The sequence below is a fragment of the Catenuloplanes sp. NPDC051500 genome (assembly GCF_044454585.1).
Taxonomy (GTDB): domain Bacteria; phylum Actinomycetota; class Actinomycetes; order Mycobacteriales; family Micromonosporaceae; genus Catenuloplanes.
The window spans coordinates 168,235-187,008 of record NZ_JBITDX010000009.1; the positions used below are offsets into that span (position 1 = coordinate 168,235).

Genomic DNA, 18,774 nt, shown 5'->3' on the forward strand with positions numbered 1-18,774 from the left:
ACATGCTCGTAGTCAATCGTAGATGATCATTGGAGTGCGGATGGTACGCAGGCCCGTGGTGGTTCTCCTGGCAGCGCTGACCGCCGTGTTCGGCGCGGTCGCACCGGCCTCCGCGCACGGCGGCCCCCGGCACGTGCGCGGCACCGAGACCGTTCCCGTCTACGACTACGCCACCGCGATCCGCGAGACCGTGTGGGTGGAGACGCCGCTCGACTCCGACAACGACGGCGTGCGCGACCGCATCGCGGCCGACATCGTCCGCCCGCGCGAGGCCACCACCCGCCTGCCCGTGGTCATGGAGGCCTCGCCGTACTACGCCTGCTGCGGCCGCGGCAACGAAAGCGAGCTGAAGCAGTACGACGCGGCCGGAAACGTCTCACTGATGCCGCTCTACTACGACAACTACTTCGTGCCCCGGGGGTACGCGTTCGTCGGCGTCGACCTGTCCGGCACCGCCCGCTCCACCGGCTGCGAGGACGTCGGCGGCCCGGCCGAGGTCGCCAGCGCGAAGGCCGTGGTCGACTGGCTGAACGGCCGCGCCAACGGCTTCACCGCTGACGGAAAGCGGGCCACCGCGTCCTGGACCACGGGCAAGGTCGGCATGATCGGCAAGTCCTGGGACGGCTCGGTCGCCAACGGCGTGGCCGCGACCGGCGTGCGTGGCCTGGAGACGATCGTCCCGATCGGCGCGATCTCCAGCTGGTACGACTACCAGCGCTACAACGGCATCCTGCGCTCCGGCGATTACCCGTACTTCCTGCACTCCTACGTGAACGCCCGCCCGGCCGGGACCTGCGCCGCGCTTGCCGAGCGCCTGCGCACCGCGAGCGGCGAGGACACCGGCGACTTCACCGAGTACTGGGCGGAGCGCGACTACCGCACGGCCGCGAGCAAGGTGCGGGCGTCGGTCTTCATCGCACACGGCGTCAACGACACAAACGTCTCCACCCGCCAGTTCGGCACGTGGTGGGACGCGCTCGCCGAGAACGGTGTGGACCGCAAGCTGTGGCTCTACCAGGCGGGCCACGAGGATCCGTTCGACGTGCGCCGTGCCGAGTGGGTGGACACGCTGCACCGCTGGTTCGACTTCTACCTGCAGGACCTGCGGAACGGCATCGACCGCGCGCCGCGGGCCACGCTTGAGACCGCCCCGGGTGTCTGGCAGGACGAGCGCGACTGGCCGGCCCACGGCGCCCGCGACCGCAGGCTGCCGCTCGGTGGCGGCACGCTCGGCGCCGGTGCCAAGGGCAACGGCGTGACCAAGGCCTACACCGACGAGTCGCTGGGGGAGGACGAGCTGGTGGCGAACCCGACCACTGTCGTGCCCGGCCGTCTCGCATTCGTCTCCGCGCCGCTCACCGCCCCGCTGCGGATCTCCGGCGACCCGGCCGTGACGTTGCGGATCTCGGTGGACAAGCCGACCGCCGCGCTCTCCGCCCGCCTCGTCGACTACGGCTCCGCGTCGCGCGTCGACTACTTCCGCTCCGAGGGCATCGTCACGCTCGGCACCGAGTCCTGCTGGGGTGCTGCCTCAGCTACTGACAACGCCTGCTACCGGGACACGGCCGAGGTCACCGCGACCGCCGATCACGCGGTCCTGACCCGCGGCTGGGCCGACGCCGCCCACTACCGGTCGCTGCGCTTCACGACGCCGCTGCAGCCCGGCCGCTGGTACGACGTGACCATCCCGCTGATGACCTACGACGTCACGCTGCCCGCGGGTCACGTGCTCGGCCTGGTCCTCGGCCAGAGCGACCCGGACTTCACCGAGATCAACGACCAGAATGCCACGGTCACTGTCGACGCGGCCCGCAGCAGCGTCACACTTCCGGCCACCGGCGCCACAGTCACCGCCCCGGCCGCCCCGCAGACGATCAACACCACGACCGCGGGCCCCGGTGCTACGGCCGAGCGCCGGGCCACGCAGTTCGGCCCGGTGGTCCCGTAACGGCCGTCCGGCGCCGGGACCGCGGCCAGTCCGCAGCGGTTCCGGCGCCGGACGACACCGACGCCCGCGCGAGCACCTCGTCCTCAGGACCCGGCGTCGTCCTCAGGACCCGGCGTGGTCCGGCCGTCCCCCTTCGCGTACCGCGTGCGCCTCGGTCAGGTCCGGCGCCTCCCACTTGCCGATCAGCCGGTCGATCACCGCCGGTGGCACCGGTGCGTCGCGTCCGGTGTTCTGCCGGCGGATCGTGTCCCGCGGCGCCTCAAGCGCGACGATCTCCACCCGCGCGTGGTAGGCGGCACCGAGGCCGATGCACAGGTCGCGGTGCTGCCGGGAGATGTTCGTGGCGTTCCAGATGAAGTCGCGGTGGGCCCGCAGGTGCACCCGGGCCTCCTCGTGCGCGGCCGCGGCCACCGCCCGCTGCCCGTCCGCAGGCGAGATGCCCAGCCGGGCCCGAATCGCGTCCAGGCTGACCACCGGCCGGTCGCCCGCGTGCGCGGCCACCCAGGTGTCCTTGCCGACGCCGGGCAGCCCGGACAGTACGGTCATGGTCAGGCGGGTGTCGTCATAGGCCGCGTAGCGCGGGTCACGGCCGGGCGTGCGGAAGTACATGAACCGCGCGTGGTCGGAGGCGAACGGCCACGGCCGGTCCAGCACGCCGAGGTCCGCGCAGTACTCACTGAACATCGCTATGTTCTCCAGCACCTGTGGCAGGTCGCCGCAGATCCGGCCGGTGATGTCCGCGCGCGCGAGCATCGCCAGGTCCCGGTTGCGGGTGACCAGGCTGGCGCGCAGCACGATCTCCTCCAGATCCGGCCGCTCGAGCGCCCAGAACGGCACCTGATGGTGCCGGACCAGCGCGGCGACGTGCTCCCGCCAGGCCCGCGGCGCGCCCAGGTCCCACAGGATCCGCCGGACGGCCAGATCGCCGCGCCGGGAGTGCCCGTGCGCGGTGATCCGCCCGTTCTCCTCGGCGCGGGTGCAGTCCGGCTTCGCCACGTCGTGCAGGAGCACGGCCGCGAACAGCCGCACCCGCTCGTCCGCCGGTAGCGACCGCCACTCGTCCTGCGCGGCCAGCGCCTCCGCGGCCATCCGGGTGTGGACGGCGACGTCGCCCTCGGCGTGGTGCAGCGGGTCCTGCGGCACCCCCGCCAGCCGGCGGATCCAGTCGAACGCGTCGGTGATCTCCGCCCACGGCACCGTCCAGGAGGGGGCGGTGGGGCACAGTCGCTCAAAGATCCGCATACATCACCTCCGGTGCGGCCAGCCGGTTCGGCACGATGGTCCGGTCGGCCCAGTGCGAGCCGGAGTCCAGCACGGCCTGCAGGAACCCGGCGCGTACCCACTTGTAGCGGCCCACGACCCGCCCGTCCGCCTCGTCCTTGATGTACAGGCCTTCCATGTCGTCGCCGGGGTCCGTCTCGGCCACGGCACGGTCCGGGTCGGCGCCGGCCTCACGCGCGGCCGCGCGAAGCGAGTCCCGCCAGGCCGGTGTGCGCACTGTGGACGGGCCGACGAGCGAGGTCAGTGCCGCGAGTGAGGCGAACGTCCCGGCGCGTAGCACCGGCACGCTCACCACAGGCGTGCCGGCCAGCAGCGCGCGCCGGCCGGGCGTGTCAAGGAACGTGCCGGTCGGCAGGTCCAGGATGTCGAACTCGCAGAAGTAGTGCGGCAGCGCGTCGTAGTAGACCGTGTGTTTCGCGTACATCCACTCGCCGTAGAGCACGAACCGGTCGGTCAGCCGCGGCCAGAGGAGCGGCGCGACAGTGGCCGCCCACGACTTCAGCGGCGCGAACTGGCGCTCGCGCGGCCCGCCGCTGAGGTAGTGCCCCCGGGACTGCAGGCGCAGCTCGCCGGACGCGGTGAAGCTGATAGCCGCGTTCGCACCGTCCAGTTTCTCCTCGACGACCAGGTGCCGTCCGCGGATCTCGGCGAACGGGGTCTGCGACAGGTCCTCGTCGCCCGGCTGGAGGCGCGAGCCGGCCAGGTGCGGCGTCCGGGGGTACTTCGTGATCACGACTGTCATTAGTACAGGTGAGCGCCGTGACCGGCCATCGAAATACGCTCGACGTGGGAATCCCATATGCACAAGCTCTTGGCGACAATGGTACGAAAGTCCGATACCTGACTGTCGGATCATCCAATCGGCGGTAGAACTTCGGGAGTGCCGATGTACGTCTGGGTGGCGGCGACGCTCGCCGTCGCCTCGTGTGGCTTCATGGTCGTCTCGCTCGTGACATTACGTGCGGTGCGCCGGGAGCGGGCTCTGCTCGCCGCGACCCGTGCGGTCGTGGCGACCTCCGAGGCGTCCGAGGATCCCTCCTACGCCGGCGCCGGCCTGATGGCGGACGAGAACGTCGCCACCGGGGCCATGCTCGGCACGATCCTGGAGGCCGACGTCGCCGCGCTCAACGCCCGGCTCAGCGCCGCGCGGACCGGCGTCGCGGACCTCGGTGCCAAGGCCGAGCTGGACCGCGTCGCGGACAAGCTGCGCGAGGCGACCACCGAGGCGCACCTCTGGCGGACCGTGCCCGAGGGGCGTGAGCACCTGACCGCGGCGACCGGCGCGCTGGCGTCCGCCGGCCGGCACCTGTCCCGGGCCGCCGCCCTGTCGATCGGGCGCCCGGCCCCGGAGGACGCGCCGCCGTGCCTGTTCGATCCGGCGCACGGCCCGGCCAGCCGCGAGGTCGAGTGGGCGCCGAACCGGTCGGCGCCGCCGCGCCGCATCCCGGTCTGCGAGGCGGACCACGCGCGGGTCGCGGCCGGCCGCTCCGGCGCGATCCGTTCCGTCATCGGCCCGCGCGGCCAGCAGCCCTACTACGACACACCGGGGTACGGCGACTGGCTGCTCGGCTACTTCGACGGCTACGACCCGTACCAGGTGGCGCGGCTGCTTGACGGCACCGTCCTCGGCCGCCAGCTCCCGGGCCGGATCACCGGCCGCACCCGCTCGGCCGGCGGCTCCAGCGGCGAGTTCGGCACGGTCCACTTCGCGTGAGGACTGCCTACACCGCCGGCTCGTAGTCGTACAGCCATCCGGTAGCGCGCTCATAGCCGTGCCGGAGAACCAACGGCATGATCAACCCCTGGAGGGTACGACTCAGGGACCCCGCCGCCTTGAGATTGCGGTTGTCGTCCGCGGTCCGGAGCACCTTGGCGATCCGTGGCCGCCGCACCGCCTCGTAGACGGCAAGCGCAGCCTCCACGGTGGACGCCCCGCGCACCGCCCCGGTCAGCGCCGCCGCGTCCTCGAGCGCCATCGCCGCCCCCTGCCCCGCCCCGATCGGGTGCAGCGCGTCCCCGAGCAGCGCCACCCGTGACGACGTCCAGACGGACGGCGCCGGATCGAGCAGGTGGTGCGGCTGCGGCCGGTCGACGGAGGTGGCCGCCGCGATGATCGCAGACGGTACCGCCGCGTCCGCGAACGCCTCGGACACGTCCAGTGCGGCAAGCGCGCCGTTGATCTGCGCCTGCCACCAGATCGCCCCGTCCGGCGCCCGCAGGTGGATGAACGCGCCGTTCCGGCAGATCGTCATGTTGAACGCGGAGTCGCGCGCGGAGTCCCGCGGCAGGTCGAGCGCAGAGGTGCCGGCCACTGTGTACAGCCCGGCATAGACCGGTTCCGCCGAGGCCGGGTCGAGCGCCGCGCGGATCGGTGACCGCAGCCCGTCCGCCGCGACGATCAGGTCTGACTCCAGGATCGTCTCGTCCGCCAGCCGTACGCCGAGGAGGTCGTCGGAGAGCCCGGCGACCCGGGAGCCGGGCCAGATGGTCGCGCCCGCGGCACGGCAACGGTCGCGCAGCGCGTTGACCAGGCCGGCCCGCGGCGCCGTGATGCTGAGCGTCGGGTCGGACGCGCGACGGCCGCGGGCGACGTCGCCGAGCAGCCGCCCGGACGCCGTCCACATGCGCTGCCGGGCCACCGGGAACCCGACCGGCAGCTCGGGAACGCCAAGCACGTCGAGCGCCCGCAGCGCGTTCGTGGCCAGGCTGATGAACGATCCGCCGGTGGCGACGGCCGGCCCGGCTTCGCACACGGTGACCTGATGCCCGAGTGCGGACAGCCCGATTGCGGTGGCCGAGCCCGCGATCCCGGCTCCGACGATGGTGACCTGCATGAACGTACCCCCGCTGGTTTTAATGAATGTAAATTCACCGAATTGCGGTTCACTGTAGCGGGTCTCATTCTGGAATGGGAAGAGGCGTTGAGCGAAGGAGCGGGCCCGTGGGTGTGCGGCAGGAGAAGGCGGCGGAGACCGAGGCGGCGTTGAAGACGGCGGCCCGGCAGCTCTTCGCGGAGCAGGGCTACCTCAACACGAAGATCACCGACATCACGACCACTGCCGGGCGGGCCACCGGGTCGTTCTACGACCACTTCGCAAGCAAGGAGGAGCTGCTCCAGGCGCTTGTCGCGGACATGAACGCGCACGCGGACGCCACCATCGCGGAGGAGGCCCACCCGGAGGACCACGACCTGCGTGACCGCGGCCAGCTGCGCGCGCACATCGGCACCGCGTGGATCGTGCTCCGCGACCACCTGCCCGTGGTCGTCGCGCTGATGCAGTCCGCGATGACCGACAACCTGGCGGCCGGGCGCGGCTGGCGGGCGCTGCTTGAGGACACCGACATCCTGCGGCAGCACCTTGAGGCGCTGGAGGCGCAGGGGCACCCGCTGCCCGGCTCGCCGGAGCTGGTCGGGGCCGCGATGGGCGCGATGCTGTCCATGTTCGGATATGCCCTGCTCACGGCGGGGGAGTTCGCGCCGCGTGCCACCGAGGAGGAGATCGTGGACATGCTCACCGGCCTGCTCCTCTACGGCCTGACCGGACCGCGTTCGGACGAGCGGCAGGACGAGGAGCACAGCGAGGGTAAGGAAGCGGTCGCCGTAGGCTAAGACGCCACCGCCCCCGGCCGATCGGGGGAGTGTGCCGCGTCGAGCGTTGTGGCCGATCGTGCTGCCCGTGCTGACCTTCGCGGGCGGCCTCGGCGGCATGCTCACCGTCCTGATCACGGATGCGCGCCCGGAGCCGCTTGTGGGCGGCGCGTTCATCGGTATGCAGGCGCTCGGCATCGGGCTCACCGGGTGGGCCGCCTTCGACCGGCTCAACACGCTCCGCGAGCGTGCCCCCTGGCTGCTCATCCTGCTGTCCTGGCTGCTCTGGCTGCCCGCCGGCCCGGGCCTGGCCGCGGCCGTCAGCGGCGGCTCCCGGGCCTCCGGCGTGCTGTGGTGGGGGACCGTGGCCGGCACGCTGCTGCAGGGCGTGGCGCTGCTGGCCGGCGTGCTGCTGTTCCCGCAGCGGCCACTGAGCGGGCGCGAGCGGCTCACGTTCGCGCTCGACATGGCGACAGTGGCCGGCGGCGGGTTCATGCTCACCTGGTACTTCATCCTCGGGCCGGCGCTGGCCGGGCCGATCCACCTGGACGCGATCTCGATGGCCACGCTCGCGTTCCCGCTTGAGGACCTGCTCGTCATCTTCGGCATCTGCGCGGTGCTGATGCGCGGGGCGGTGCGGAGCCTGCGGCACCCGCTGCCGACGCTGCTGGCCGGGCTGTTGATCTACCTGGCGTGCGACGTCTACACGTCGTACCTGACGGTGCGCGACGGCCTGCACCCGTACCGCAGCGAGAACCAGCAGTTCGGGCTGGGTGTGTGGCTGCTGACCGGGATGTTCCTGATCGTGCTCGCAGCCGGGCGGCAGATCCGGCACGTGCGCCTCGGCCGGGATGCCGGGCGGCGGGTCCACGCGCGCGGCGTACCCGGGATCGCTCATCTGCCTTTTCTGGCGCTCGGCATGGGCTACGGCCTGCTGGTGGCCGCGCTCAGGTACGACGACCTGTTCCCGTGGGCCGGGCTGGTGCTCGGCGTGATCGTGATGACCGGCGCGGTCGCGGTGCGCCAGTGGTCGTCGCTGCGGGAGAACCAGCGGCTCGCCACCACGGACAGTCTCACCGGGCTGGCCAACCGGATCCGGCTCCGCGAGGCGCTGGCCGCGGCCGTCGAGCGTGGCGACGCGGCAGTGCTCCTCTTCGACCTGGACGGCTTCAAACAGGTCAACGACCAGCACGGACACGAGGCCGGCGACCGGGTGCTGACCGAGTTCGGCGCGGTGCTGACCCGGTCGCTGCGCCGGGCGGACGTCGCGGCCCGGCTCGGTGGCGACGAGTTCGCGGCAGTGCTGTCCGACATCAAGGCGCCGGAGCAGGCCGTCATGGTCGCGGAGCGCATCCTGGAGAGCGCCCGCGCGGCAGGCATCCGGACCAGCGTCGGCATCGCGCTCACCGAACCCGGGTTGGTTCCCACGGAGGTGCTGGCGCACGCTGACTCCGCCATGTACGCCGCGAAACGCCGCCACTCGCACGGACTGCAGCTCTACGCGCAGACCGCCGCGGACCTGGCCGAGGGCCTGCTCGCGGACGAGCTGACGAACGCGATCCGCGGCCACCGTCTGGCCGTGTTCTACCAGCCGATCGTGGACCTGGCCGGCGGCCGCATGATCGGCGCGGAGGCGCTTGTCCGCTGGCCCGACCGGGAGATCTTCCCGGACGTGTTCATCCCGCTGGCCGAGAAGATCGGGATGATCGGCGAACTCGGCATGTTCGTGCTTAGCGAGGCCGCGGAGCAGGCGGCGCGGTGGCGGGTCGCGATGCCGGACTTCTACGTGACAGTGAACCTCAGCGCCCACCAGCTGCGCGAGCCCGAGCTGGCCGAGCGGGTGGCCGGCGTGCTGGACCGGGCCGGCCTGCCGCCACGGCACCTGGTGCTCGAGCTGACCGAGAGCGCGCTGGTCAGCGAGCGAACCGACATCCCGGTCCTGGAACTGCTGCGCGCACAGGGGATCCGGATCGCGATCGACGACTTCGGCACCGGGTACTCGTCGCTTCGTTACCTGACCCGGCTGCCGGTGGACGTGCTGAAGCTGGACCGGAGCTTCGTCGGGGAGCTGAACGGCGAACCTGAGGGCTCCGCGGTCACCGAGGCGGTGATCCGGCTGAGCCAGATCCTCCGGCTGAGCCTGGTCGCGGAGGGCGTGGAGACGGAGGCGCAGGTCCGCGAGCTGCTGCTGCTCGGGTGCATCACAGGTCAGGGCTATCACTTCTGGCGCCCGATGGACGCGGCGGCGATGGACCGGCTGATCACTCAGCCGGCCCACACCTGAGGATCACTTCAGGTCGACGAGGTCCACCACGAAGATCAGCGTCTCGTTCGGGGCGATCAGACCGCCACCGGCGCCCTGCGGGCCGTAGCCCAGGTGCGGCGGGATGACCAGCCGGCGCCGGCCGCCCACCTTCATGCCCACGACGCCCTTGTCCCAGCCGCCGATGACCCGGCCGCCGCCGAGCGGGAACGAGAACGTGTCACCGCGGTTGTACGACGCGTCGAACTCGGCGCCGGTCGAGTGCGCGATGCCCACGTAGTGAACGATCGCGTGGCGGCCGGGCGTGGCCTCCTCGCCGTCACCGACGGTGATGTCCTCGACGATCAGGTCCGCCGGCGGCGGACCGTCGTGCGGGGCAACCTGCGGCTTGCTCATGGAACGGCTCCGTTCGCTGTGAATGCTTACCGTCCCAACCTATCCGGAGGTCGCGGCCGAGAGCACCTCGGCGTGCAGCGAGGCCGTCATCTCCGGGATCTCGTCACCCGGACGGTAGGCGAACCGGATACGCACGGTGTCGCCCGCGGCCACCTCTGCCGGCTCGGGCAGCGGCACTACCAGGTAATTCATCAGCCACTCCACCGGCTCGGGGCCCTCGGTGAGCAGATTTTTCGTGATCATCCGCACCGCGTTGAGGACGCCGGGGGTCTCAATAGCAAACTGGACATCTCCGGCGCAGGACGATGGCAGCGCGTCACCGTAGAAGAAGCTCTGGAACACGGCCGGCGGGGCCAGCTCGACGGTCCGCGGCTGCACCACCGCCGGTTCCTGAAACAGCGGCGCCGGCACGGTGTACCCATAAAACGTGAAATTTTGGGACAAAGGCTGGACTGCCTGGATGGTGGCGCAGGGGAGGAACAGTGGCGGCGGGCCGGCATACGACGCACGGAACGCACGGATCACCTCCACCTGACGCTCCCGCAGCAGCCCCACGTGAAGCATCTCGCAGATCACCACGTCCACCGGCCCGGGCGGCACGAACGACCGCGCGTCCCCGTGCACCACACGCACCTGGTCCCCGTGCGCGGCCAGCGCCCGCGACGCCGCCTGGTACACGCTCAGCTCCCGCTCGACCGCGGTGACGAGCGCCCCGGCCGACGCCGCGAAGTGCGCGAGCACCCCGGTCCCCGCGCCCAGCTCAAGCACCCGCATCCCCGGCCCGACCACCCGCGCGATCGCGTCCCGGAACGCGCTCATCCGCCGGTCGTCGAGCAGCATCTGCGCGTGATACTGCAGCGGAATGATGTCCGCCGGACTTCCCCTGTGGTGCATGAAACCGAAATTACAGCAGGTCAGCCTCGGTGAGCAGCTGCGACAGACCGGCACCGTCCGGCGCGCCCAGCCACTTGCGGCCGAACCGGGCCGACGACACCGACGTGTCCGACTCCGGAAGCGACGGCAGGCCGCCGGCAAGCACCGCCTGCGCGGGGGAGAGGCGCCGGATCGCGACAGCCGCCACATTGTCCGGATGCTTCGACGCGAACTCCGCGTAGATCTCCGGGTCGTGCTGGCCGTCGTCGCCGATCAGCAGCCACCGGACCCGCGGGAACTCCTGGGACAGCCGCTCAAGCGTCAGCCGCTTGTGCTCCGGCCCGCTGCGGAACCACCTGTCCTTCGTCGGCCCCCAGTCCGTGAGCAGCAACGGCCCGACCGGGTAGAGGTGCCGCCGCAGGAACCGGGTCAGCGCGGGCGCCACGTTCCACGCGCCGGTCGACAGGTAGAACACCGGCGCGCCCGGGTGCGCGGTGCGCAGCCGCTCGTAGAGCACAGCCATGCCGGGCACTGACGCGCGCGCGTGCTCGTCGAGCACGAACGTGTTCCACGCCGCGAGCATCGGCCGGGGCAGCGCCGTCACCATCACCGTATCGTCGATGTCGGACACCACGCCGAACGTGAGATCGGGCTCCAGGATCTGCACCGGCGCCTCGACCGGCTCGCCCGAGCCGCTCTGGATCGTCACGGTCTGCCAGCCCGGCTCCAGATCGGCAGGCACCACCGCGTCCACGAAGCCGCCGCGGTCGCCGACCGCCTGATGCTCCACACCGCCCGCGGTGATCGTCACCGGCGCGTTCATCTGGCTCACCGTGGCGAAGCTACGCCACCCGCGCACGCTCTCCGGCCGCTGCGATGCCGCGCGGCGGGCCCACCAGCCGGTCTTCGGCACCGGCCGGCTGAGCAGCACGCGCGCCATCACCCGCACCCAGCCGGGCGCGCCGTAGCCCGCATAGCCGATCACTGTCGGCTCCCACCCGCGCCTCACCAGTCGCCGCTCGACGACCTCGTGCACCGCGTCCTCAATCCGGGCGGCGCGATGCAGCTGGGGTCCGTTGCCGTGTCCGACGGGGATAAGCGCCACCGTCACACCTTGCCACACCCACATCCGTCCGGCCACGGATGGTCCGATCTTGCACCCGTCGTTCACACAGGATTCAAACCCCCAAATCACATTCCCCCGAGGGTACGACCAGAGTCACGCCCCAACGGCCCGGTTCTCCTGGGGCCTCGAAAGACCGCAGCAGCCCCAGATCTTCTTCTGCAGTTCCCCCCGACCCCAGCGAATCCGGACCACGTCGTGAGGCGCGGGCGACCAGAGGTGACGCATTCTCCCTCAGGAAAATGTGTCACCGCCGGGAGTGGCGCCGAGCCCGGAGGAGCGAAGCGACGACCATCAGCAATCACCATCAAGACAAAGCGATCACCACGTCGCCGCCGAGCCTCCCGTGCTCCGGCTCGCGCGTCACCGCCTCGCTGTCCAGCAGTCCGTGCAGCGCCCGTACCGTGTCCGCGGGCCGGTAGACCGTGTCGGTCATGGTGAAGTGCTTGAGTTCGGTGACCGTGCACGCGCCCACCTCGTCCAGGTGTTCCTGCAGCGCGCGGCGCAGCGGGCCGGGGTCGGGGCTGAGCGAGATGTCCAGCAGCCGCCCTTCGGGGTCCTTGGGGTCGCGCAGCCGTACGCCCGCGTACTCGTCGACGGCCCACAGCTCGCTCTTGAACGCCTCAAGGCTCTTCGCGGACGGCGTGCCGAGGCTTAGCAGCAGCGCGCGGCCGTCCGCGTCGACAAGTTCCACGGCCGCGTGCAGGGAGAAGCCGGCGTTTCGTACCCCCTCGGAGCCCTGCTCTGTGATCATCAGCAGTTCGCCCGGGCGCCCGGCGCGGACGATGCGGAGCGTTTCCCGGTCGGCGGGCCCGTCCAGTGCGACGAGCAGCGGCGCACTTCCGGCCCGGGCCGCGTTGAGCCCGGCCGGGAGCAGCGCCGCGTCCGGGAGCGTGTGGACGGTCAGCCCGGCCGGTGTGCGCAGTTCCGCCTGGACGTCGGCCAGCCGCACCCGGGCGTCCTCGGCGCCGGGTCCCGCCACGAGCATGGTCAGCTCGCGCCCGCGCAGCCGGTCGCCGAACTCCGCGAACACCCGCACCGCCGCCTCTGCGGCCGGCACGCTGATCGCAGTGCCCGAGACAAGCGCGAACGTGGCGCGCCGCCCGCCGGAGAGCGCGCCCGGCGCCCACGTGTCGAGGTAGCGGATCAGCAGTTCGCGGGTGACGTCGGTGAGGGGCACGCTCCCTATTGAAGCGGACGCGCTCCGGCCGGTGACGGCGCCCGGGTCATCCGGTTCCGGCCGGCGGCCTTGGCGGCGTAGAGCGCGGTGTCCGCGCGGTGCAGTACGTCGTCGGGGCGGTCGACGCCGTTCCAGACCGCGAGTCCGGCCGAGAACGTCTGGCCGTCTGGCGTGGCGCGCCGCAGCCGGTCCAGCAGGCCGGCCGCCTCCTCCTCGGTGCATCCGGGCATGAGCAGCACGAACTCCTCGCCGCCGTATCTGGCGAGCGTGTCCCGGTCGCGGAGCAGCAGACTCCATGCGGCCGCGGCGCCGGCCAGCAGGTCGTCGCCGGCCTGGTGCCCGAGCGTGTCGTTGTACCGCTTGAAGTGGTCCAGGTCGAAGATCGCCACTGACAGCGGTGTGCCGTCCGCGGCAGTCGATGCCATGTCCCGCACGAGCTGGGCGGCGAGGGTACGCCGGTTCGGCAGTCCGGTCAGCATGTCGGTACGGGCCAGTTCGTCCAGCCGGCGGGCCTGCTCGGAGAGCTGCCCGGCCTGCTCCTCGAGGCGGCGCACCATGCCTGCCATCCGTGCCACGACAAGGACGAAGAGCCCGGCGGAGGAGAGTGCGACGGCCCAGGTGCTCGGTGCCACGCCGATCAGCAGTTGCATGATCAGCACGCCCGGCGCGAGCAGCACGGCCAGGGTGAGCGTGATCAGCCGGCGGTGGGTGAGTATCGGTGAGCGTGGCACCGGATCGCCGAGCGACCCGGCGGACGGCAGCAGCGCACCCACGCCCCAGAACAGGTACGAGGCGAGGAAGGCCACGGTGCCGCCGACCGTGTCCTCGGTGAAGGTGAACGTCACGTCGGCCACCAGCAGCGTCAGCACTGCCGCGGTGACGAGCCGGAACGACGGGTTGCGGGCACCCGCGGTCAGCAGCAGCCGTACCACGCCGGCGAGCAGCAGCACGTCGCCGAGCGGGTAGCCGAGCGCGATGAGCGTGCCGAACGTGGAGCCGCCGTCGGTAAGCGCCGGCGCGATAAGCAGCACCCAGTAGGGCAGCGCCAGGCCGGCCACCAGGATGGCGCTGTCCAGTCGTGCGAGGCGGTCGTCGGCGGTGCGGTGCCGCCGGGCCAGCATCAGCAGACTCAGCGTCAGCAGCGGGTACTCGGCGAGGTAGAACCCGTCCGCGGCGGATGGGAACGGGTCGGTGTGGGCGATGTTGGCGTAGTAGAGCCAGAGCAGGTCGCCGACGACCGCGGCGCCCTGCCCGGCAGCGAAGAGTCCCCAGGTCCAGGAGCGCCAGCGCCGGGCCGCGACCGCGTTGGCGGCCACGCTGAGGGCGCCGATGACGGCGTAGAGCACGTCGCGCGGCAGGCCGTCGGGCAGCAGCAGCCAGACGGCTATGAGGAGGGGCCCGCCGATCAGCAGGAAGCGGCGGAACATGGTGATCACGGCTCACCATCGACCACCCCCGCTGGTCACTGAGTGTCTGTGAGCCGACACTCACTCTCGGTGGTGCGATGCGGTGGTGCGGTGCGACGGCGGACGCGCGGTCCGCCGTCGCCGCGCGGGCTCAGGCGCCGGACCTGACCAGCCCGGCGTCCTCCTCGGTCTCGTTGGACTCGGCGAGGCCCGCGCGCTCCTGGAGGCGGCGCAGCGGCCCGGGAGCCCACCAGGCCGCGTCGCCGAGCAGGCGGATCACGGCCGGGACCAGAAGCATCCGGACCACTGTCGCGTCCAGGACCAGCGCCAGGATCATGCCGACGCCGATGAAGCGCATCATGGTCAGCGAGGAGAGCGCGAACGCGCCGGTCACCACGACGAGCAGGATCGCGGCCGCGCTGATCACCCGGCCGGTGCGGACGATGCCCGTGGTGACCGCATCGACCGTCGACGCGCCCCTGGCCCGTGCCTCCACCATCCGGGAGAGCAGGAACACCTCGTAGTCGGTGGAGAGGCCGAACACCACGGCGGCCATCAGCACCACGATGCCGACCTCGAGCGGCGCGGGCGTCACGTTGAGCAGGCCGGCGCCGTGGCCCTCCTGGAACACGAAGACCAGCACGCCGAACGTGGCGGTCAGGCTCAGCGCGCTCATCACCACCGCCTTGATCGGCAGCAGGATCGAGCCGAACGCCAGGAACATCAGCACAAGCGTGGCGCCGGCCAGCAGCAGGACCATCCACGGCAGCTGCGCGGTGGTCGCCTCCAGGCTGTCGACGTTGCGGGCGGTGAAGCCGCCGACAAGCACCTCGGCGCCGGACGGCGGGGTCAGCCCGCGGATCTCCTCGACCGCGTCCTTCGACGCCTGGCCGAGCGCGTCCTCGGACTCAAGCGCCGCGGTGATCACCGTGACGTCGTTCTGCGCGCCGGAGACGGTGGCCTCGCCGATGCCGTCCACGGCCGCGACCTGCGCCGCGAACGGGGTGGCGGCGGCCGCGTCCGCGCCGCGGAGCACGATCTGCACGCCGGTGCCGCTCATCGCGGGGAACTCGGCCTTGAGCTCGGCGAGGGCCTCGCGGGCCGGGTCGCCGGACGGCAGCACGCGCTCGTCGATCTCGCCGAACTCGACGCCCTTGATCGGCACGGCCAGGAAGATCAGCAGCGCGAGGATGGGCAGCGCGATCAGCACCGGGCGCTTCATCACGAAGCGGGCCAGGCGCTCCCAGCCCGTACTCACGAGATGTTTTTCGCCCTCGATCTGCTTCTTGCGGCGCGGCAGCGCCAGCTTGTCCACGCGCGGGCCCAGCAGCCCGAGCATGGCCGGGAGCAGCGTCAGGGAGGTGAACGCGGCCAGCGCGACCGCGGACATGCCGCCGTAGGACAGCGACTTGAGAAAGCCCTGCGGGAACAGCATCAGGCCGGCCAGCGCGATGATCAGGAGCGTGGCGGAGAACGCGACGGTACGGCCCGCGGTGGCCACCGTGTTGCGCACCGCGGTCGCGGTGGCCCGTCCGGCGGCTAGCTCCTCCCGGAACCGGCCCACCATGAACAGCCCGTAGTCGATCGCCATGCCGAGGCCGAGCAGGCTCGCCACGTTGACGGCGAACGAGTTGACCTCGGTGGTCAGCGCGATCACGTGCAGCACGCCGAGCGCGCCGAGCACGGCCAGGCCGCCGACCAGCACCGGGAGCGCGGCGGCGACGAGCGAACCGAAGATCACCACCAGCAGGATGAGTACGACCGGGAGCGACACCCCCTCGGCGAGCGTCAGGTCCTGCTTGGAGCGCTCGGACGTGGAGTCCTGAAGCGCGGCCGCGCCACCGACCATCGTCTCGACGCCGTCCACAGTGAACTCGTCCTTGAGCTCGCGGTAGTTCGCAAGCTTCTCGGTCTCGTTCGCGCCGGCAAGCGTGACAAGCGCGATCGCGCTGCGCTTGTCCGGCGTGGCGAACTGCGCGGCCTGAGCGGCGGCCTGGGCGGCCCGCGGGTCCTGTGGGTTGGCCTGCGCGGCCTGGCTCGCGAGCGCGGCCAGCTGCCAGTAGGAGTTGACGCCCTCGATCCGGCCGGCCGGGAGCGCGGACAGATCCGCGGTGACGGACTGTGCGACGCCCGGATCGTCGACGGTGCCGGTGGCGGGCGTGTAGATGACGATGACGTCGCCGCCCTGCGGGCCGAGCGCCTCCTCTGCGACCTCGGCCGCCCGGGCCGACTCGCTGCCCGGGTCGATGTAGCCGCCCTCGGAGAGCTGGCCGAAGACGCCGAGACCCCACACGCCGGAGGCGATGGAGGCGGCCACGACCACGATCACCGTGGTCCAGCGCAGGCGGTACATGAGTGAACCCCATGACGCGAACACGAGTGCGTACCCTCCGGTGTCCCGATGATTGTCAAGCGGCGTGATGGCGCGCTGCCAACCGATGCCGAAAAGTAAACACGTTTCACGACCGGTCGCGGGGGCCGGGGGGTGCTTACCCGCTTTTCCCGATTCGACCCCCGGACCACCGCGCGCGCGTTAGCGTGAGTTCGTCCTCTTTTATGCCTTTATAACGTCATCTTGACGGATGTTTCTCGCGGGAGGTGGTGGCCCGTGGCCTCCCAGCCGCGACCCTCCGCCGCGGGCCCCTCGGCGCCGGGCCCGGAGATGGCGGCCGCGCTCGCTGATCTCGAGGCGCGCGCGGACGAGATCGCCCAGGCGATCGGCCTGCGGCGGGTGCTTGAGACCACCACCGAGGCGTTCGTGTCGATGGACTCCAAGGGACTGATCCGCGCCTGGAACCCGGCCGCGGAACGCCTGCTCGGCTGGCACGCCGCCGAGGTCATCGGCCTGGTCCTGGCCGACACGATCATCCCGGAGCCGCTGCGCGAGGCGCACGCGGGCGGGATGAAGCGCTACATGGCCACCGGCGAGGCGCGCGTCGCGGGCGAACGGCTGGCGCTGCCCGCCCTGCACCGCGACGGCCACGTGGTCACTGTCGAGGTGGTGATCTGGCCGAACGAGGTCGACGGCGTGTGGTGGTTCCACGCGTTCCTGCACGACATCAGCGACCGGGTGGCCGCTGAGGAACGGCTCCGGCGCGAGCGGATGTTCCTCGCCACCGTGCTTGACAGCCTCTCCGACGGCGTCATCGCCTGCGACGCGGACGCGGTGATCACCACGGTCAACCCGGCGGCCCGGCACCTGCACGGCAACCCGGCTCCGGCCGTACCGATGCGGCAGCTCTTCGGGAAGATCGACGTGCGTCACGCGGACGGCTCGCCGATGGAGTACGAACAGCTTCCGCTGATCCGTGCGCTGTGCGGCGAGGTGGTCACGGACGCGGAGATCCTGCTCGACGACCGCCGCCTGGTCTGCGCCGCCCGCCAGCTGCGCGACGCCACAGGCGCGGTCTCCGGCGCGGTGGTGGCCGCCCGGGACGTCACCGCCGAACGCGCGGCCGAGTCGCATGCCGCGCTGCTGGCCGCGCGGCTCCGGCAGACCATCGCGGTGCAGCGCGAGGTGATCGAGGCCGCCGCCGACCGTGCCGAGACGCTGCGGCTGGTCGCGGACCGGGCGCTGGAGATGTTCCCGCTCGCGGACGGCGCCGCGGTGGCACTCGTCGACGGCGACGACCTGCTCTACACCGCGGTGTCCGGGGCGATGACGCCGCTCGCCGGGCTGCGGCGGCCGATCGCCACGTCGCTGAGCGGGCACGCGGTACGCCACGCGGCCCCGATGCGCTGCGACGACCCGGAGAACGACCCGCGCGTGGACCAGGACGCCCGACGGCGGGCCGACGTCGCGTCCGTGCTTGTCGCGCCGCTGCTGTCCGAGGACCACGTAACAGGCGTGCTGCTGGTGACCGGGCGGCGGTCCGGCGCGTTCGACGACAGCGACATGCAGCACCTGGAGCTGCTCGGGCACAGCCTGAGCGGCGGGCTGCGGCACGCGGACGACTACGCCGAGATCAACAAGCTGCTTGCCGAGCGGACCGCGGCGCTGTCCGAGCTGGAGGACGCGAACCAGCTCAAGCTCGACCTGATCGGCATGCTCGGCCACGAGATCGCCACTCCGCTGATGTCCATCCTGGCCACTGTCGAGCTGGCCGGCCCGGACGCGGGACCTGCCGAGACCACCGAGGCGCTGGCGCTGATCGGGCGGCAGGCCGGGCGGCTGGACACGCTCGTCCGCGAGGTGCTGACCCAGGTCGCGCTGGACGCCGGCCGGCTGCACGCGGACCGGGAGCCGGTGCCGCTCCACACCGCAATCGCGGCCGCGATCGACCTGACCGGTTCGCCCGCCGCAAGTGGCGAGGTGTCGGAGCTGGTCCTGGTGAATCGCGGCCATCTGCAGCAGATGCTTGTCAACTACCTGACCAACGCGGCCAAGTACGGCGGGGGCGCGGTAGCCGTCGATGTCACCCGTACGGCTGAAAACACGGTCCGGATCGCGGTGCGGGACGAGGGCGAGGGGGTGCCCGAGGGGTTCCGTGACCAGCTCTTCTCGCAGTTCAGCCGCGCCCGCCGGACCGCGTCCAGCCGGCCCGGCACCGGGCTCGGGTTGTACATCGTCCGAGGTCTCGCGCGTGCGAACGGCGGCGATGCCGGATATCTCCCGGCCGTACCGCATGGGTCGATCTTCTATCTCGACCTGGAAACGGCGTGATGTCCTGATCGTCCCGGTCCCGGCGGGTTGCTGATGATGCTTTGCCAGACTG

At 71.7% G+C, this 18,774-nt stretch carries 14 protein-coding genes; 5 read left to right on the forward strand and 9 right to left on the reverse strand.

Annotated features, from left to right (window positions below):
- Nucleotides 1-58 precede the first annotated feature (58 nt).
- Nucleotides 59-1,948 (forward strand): Xaa-Pro dipeptidyl-peptidase, encoded by a 1,890-nt coding sequence (locus ACIA8K_RS20115; RefSeq protein ID WP_396061167.1) that lies wholly within the window; start codon nucleotides 59-61, stop codon nucleotides 1,946-1,948.
- Nucleotides 1,949-2,050: 102 nt separating this feature from the next.
- Here ACIA8K_RS20115 and ACIA8K_RS20120 read toward each other — a convergent pair whose 3' ends face one another.
- Nucleotides 2,051-3,190, reverse strand: coding sequence for an AAA family ATPase (locus ACIA8K_RS20120; protein ID WP_396061170.1), 1,140 nt, complete (start codon nucleotides 3,188-3,190; stop codon nucleotides 2,051-2,053).
- Nucleotides 3,177-3,971 carry an RNA ligase family protein gene (locus ACIA8K_RS20125; protein ID WP_396061172.1) on the reverse strand — a complete coding sequence of 265 codons (795 nt, stop codon included), beginning with the start codon at nucleotides 3,969-3,971 and terminating at the stop codon, nucleotides 3,177-3,179. The genes ACIA8K_RS20120 and ACIA8K_RS20125 overlap by 14 nt, the downstream gene beginning before the upstream one ends.
- A 144-nt stretch (nucleotides 3,972-4,115) precedes the next feature.
- On the opposite strand from ACIA8K_RS20125, the gene ACIA8K_RS20130 reads away from it, so the two are divergent.
- A complete protein-coding gene (locus ACIA8K_RS20130; protein WP_396061175.1) occupies nucleotides 4,116-4,943 on the forward strand; it encodes a hypothetical protein in 828 nt (275 codons plus the stop codon).
- Between the two features lie 7 nt (nucleotides 4,944-4,950).
- Here the strand turns inward: ACIA8K_RS20130 and ACIA8K_RS20135 are convergent, their stop codons facing one another.
- On the reverse strand, nucleotides 4,951-6,063 hold the full coding sequence (locus ACIA8K_RS20135) for an FAD-dependent oxidoreductase (protein ID WP_396061178.1): 1,113 nt from the start codon (nucleotides 6,061-6,063) through the stop codon (nucleotides 4,951-4,953).
- Nucleotides 6,064-6,170: 107 nt separating this feature from the next.
- On the opposite strand from ACIA8K_RS20135, the gene ACIA8K_RS20140 reads away from it, so the two are divergent.
- Both ACIA8K_RS20140 and ACIA8K_RS20145 read left to right on the forward strand, forming a co-directional pair.
- Nucleotides 6,171-6,839, forward strand: coding sequence for a TetR/AcrR family transcriptional regulator (locus tag ACIA8K_RS20140; protein ID WP_396061181.1), 669 nt, complete (start codon nucleotides 6,171-6,173; stop codon nucleotides 6,837-6,839).
- 67 nt (nucleotides 6,840-6,906) lie between these two features.
- The gene (locus ACIA8K_RS20145) at nucleotides 6,907-9,102 is read left to right on the forward strand and encodes a putative bifunctional diguanylate cyclase/phosphodiesterase (RefSeq protein WP_396061184.1); all 2,196 of its coding nucleotides are present in this window, start codon (nucleotides 6,907-6,909) and stop codon (nucleotides 9,100-9,102) included.
- A gap of 3 nt (nucleotides 9,103-9,105) precedes the next feature.
- On the opposite strand, the gene ACIA8K_RS20150 is transcribed toward ACIA8K_RS20145, so the two are convergent.
- From ACIA8K_RS20150 to ACIA8K_RS20175, 6 genes are all read right to left on the reverse strand, one after another.
- Nucleotides 9,106-9,477, reverse strand: a complete 372-nt coding sequence (locus ACIA8K_RS20150) for an FKBP-type peptidyl-prolyl cis-trans isomerase (RefSeq protein ID WP_396061187.1) — start codon at nucleotides 9,475-9,477, stop codon at nucleotides 9,106-9,108.
- A 39-nt stretch (nucleotides 9,478-9,516) separates the two neighbouring features.
- Nucleotides 9,517-10,371 carry a methyltransferase domain-containing protein gene (locus ACIA8K_RS20155; RefSeq protein WP_396061190.1) on the reverse strand — a complete coding sequence of 285 codons (855 nt, stop codon included), beginning with the start codon at nucleotides 10,369-10,371 and terminating at the stop codon, nucleotides 9,517-9,519.
- 10 nt (nucleotides 10,372-10,381) lie between these two features.
- Nucleotides 10,382-11,479, reverse strand: a complete 1,098-nt coding sequence (locus ACIA8K_RS20160) for an App1 family protein (protein ID WP_396061620.1) — start codon at nucleotides 11,477-11,479, stop codon at nucleotides 10,382-10,384.
- Nucleotides 11,480-11,780: 301 nt separating this feature from the next.
- Nucleotides 11,781-12,653, reverse strand: coding sequence for a hypothetical protein (locus ACIA8K_RS20165; protein ID WP_396061193.1), 873 nt, complete (start codon nucleotides 12,651-12,653; stop codon nucleotides 11,781-11,783).
- A gap of 5 nt (nucleotides 12,654-12,658) precedes the next feature.
- A complete protein-coding gene (locus tag ACIA8K_RS20170) occupies nucleotides 12,659-14,080 on the reverse strand; it encodes a GGDEF domain-containing protein (protein ID WP_396061622.1) in 1,422 nt (473 codons plus the stop codon).
- 130 nt (nucleotides 14,081-14,210) lie between these two features.
- Entirely contained in the window at nucleotides 14,211-16,412 is a 2,202-nt protein-coding gene (locus ACIA8K_RS20175) for an MMPL family transporter (protein WP_396061195.1), read from the reverse strand.
- 255 nt (nucleotides 16,413-16,667) lie between these two features.
- Between ACIA8K_RS20175 and ACIA8K_RS20180 the strand changes: the two genes are divergently transcribed.
- Nucleotides 16,668-18,722 carry a PAS domain S-box protein gene (locus ACIA8K_RS20180; protein WP_396061198.1) on the forward strand — a complete coding sequence of 685 codons (2,055 nt, stop codon included), beginning with the start codon at nucleotides 16,668-16,670 and terminating at the stop codon, nucleotides 18,720-18,722.
- Nucleotides 18,723-18,774: the final 52 nt, after the last annotated feature.

Coding starts and splice junctions, on each gene's coding strand:
- ACIA8K_RS20120 (WP_396061170.1), bottom strand. CDS start 3,190: ATGCGGATCTTTGAGCGACTGTGCCCCACCGCCCCCTCCTGGACGGTG.
- ACIA8K_RS20125 (WP_396061172.1), bottom strand. CDS start 3,971: ATGACAGTCGTGATCACGAAGTACCCCCGGACGCCGCACCTGGCCGGC.
- ACIA8K_RS20130 (WP_396061175.1), top strand. CDS start 4,116: ATGTACGTCTGGGTGGCGGCGACGCTCGCCGTCGCCTCGTGTGGCTTC.
- ACIA8K_RS20135 (WP_396061178.1), bottom strand. CDS start 6,063: ATGCAGGTCACCATCGTCGGAGCCGGGATCGCGGGCTCGGCCACCGCA.
- ACIA8K_RS20150 (WP_396061187.1), bottom strand. CDS start 9,477: ATGAGCAAGCCGCAGGTTGCCCCGCACGACGGTCCGCCGCCGGCGGAC.
- ACIA8K_RS20155 (WP_396061190.1), bottom strand. CDS start 10,371: ATGCACCACAGGGGAAGTCCGGCGGACATCATTCCGCTGCAGTATCAC.
- ACIA8K_RS20160 (WP_396061620.1), bottom strand. CDS start 11,479: ATGTGGGTGTGGCAAGGTGTGACGGTGGCGCTTATCCCCGTCGGACAC.
- ACIA8K_RS20170 (WP_396061622.1), bottom strand. CDS start 14,080: ATGTTCCGCCGCTTCCTGCTGATCGGCGGGCCCCTCCTCATAGCCGTC.
- ACIA8K_RS20175 (WP_396061195.1), bottom strand. CDS start 16,412: ATGTACCGCCTGCGCTGGACCACGGTGATCGTGGTCGTGGCCGCCTCC.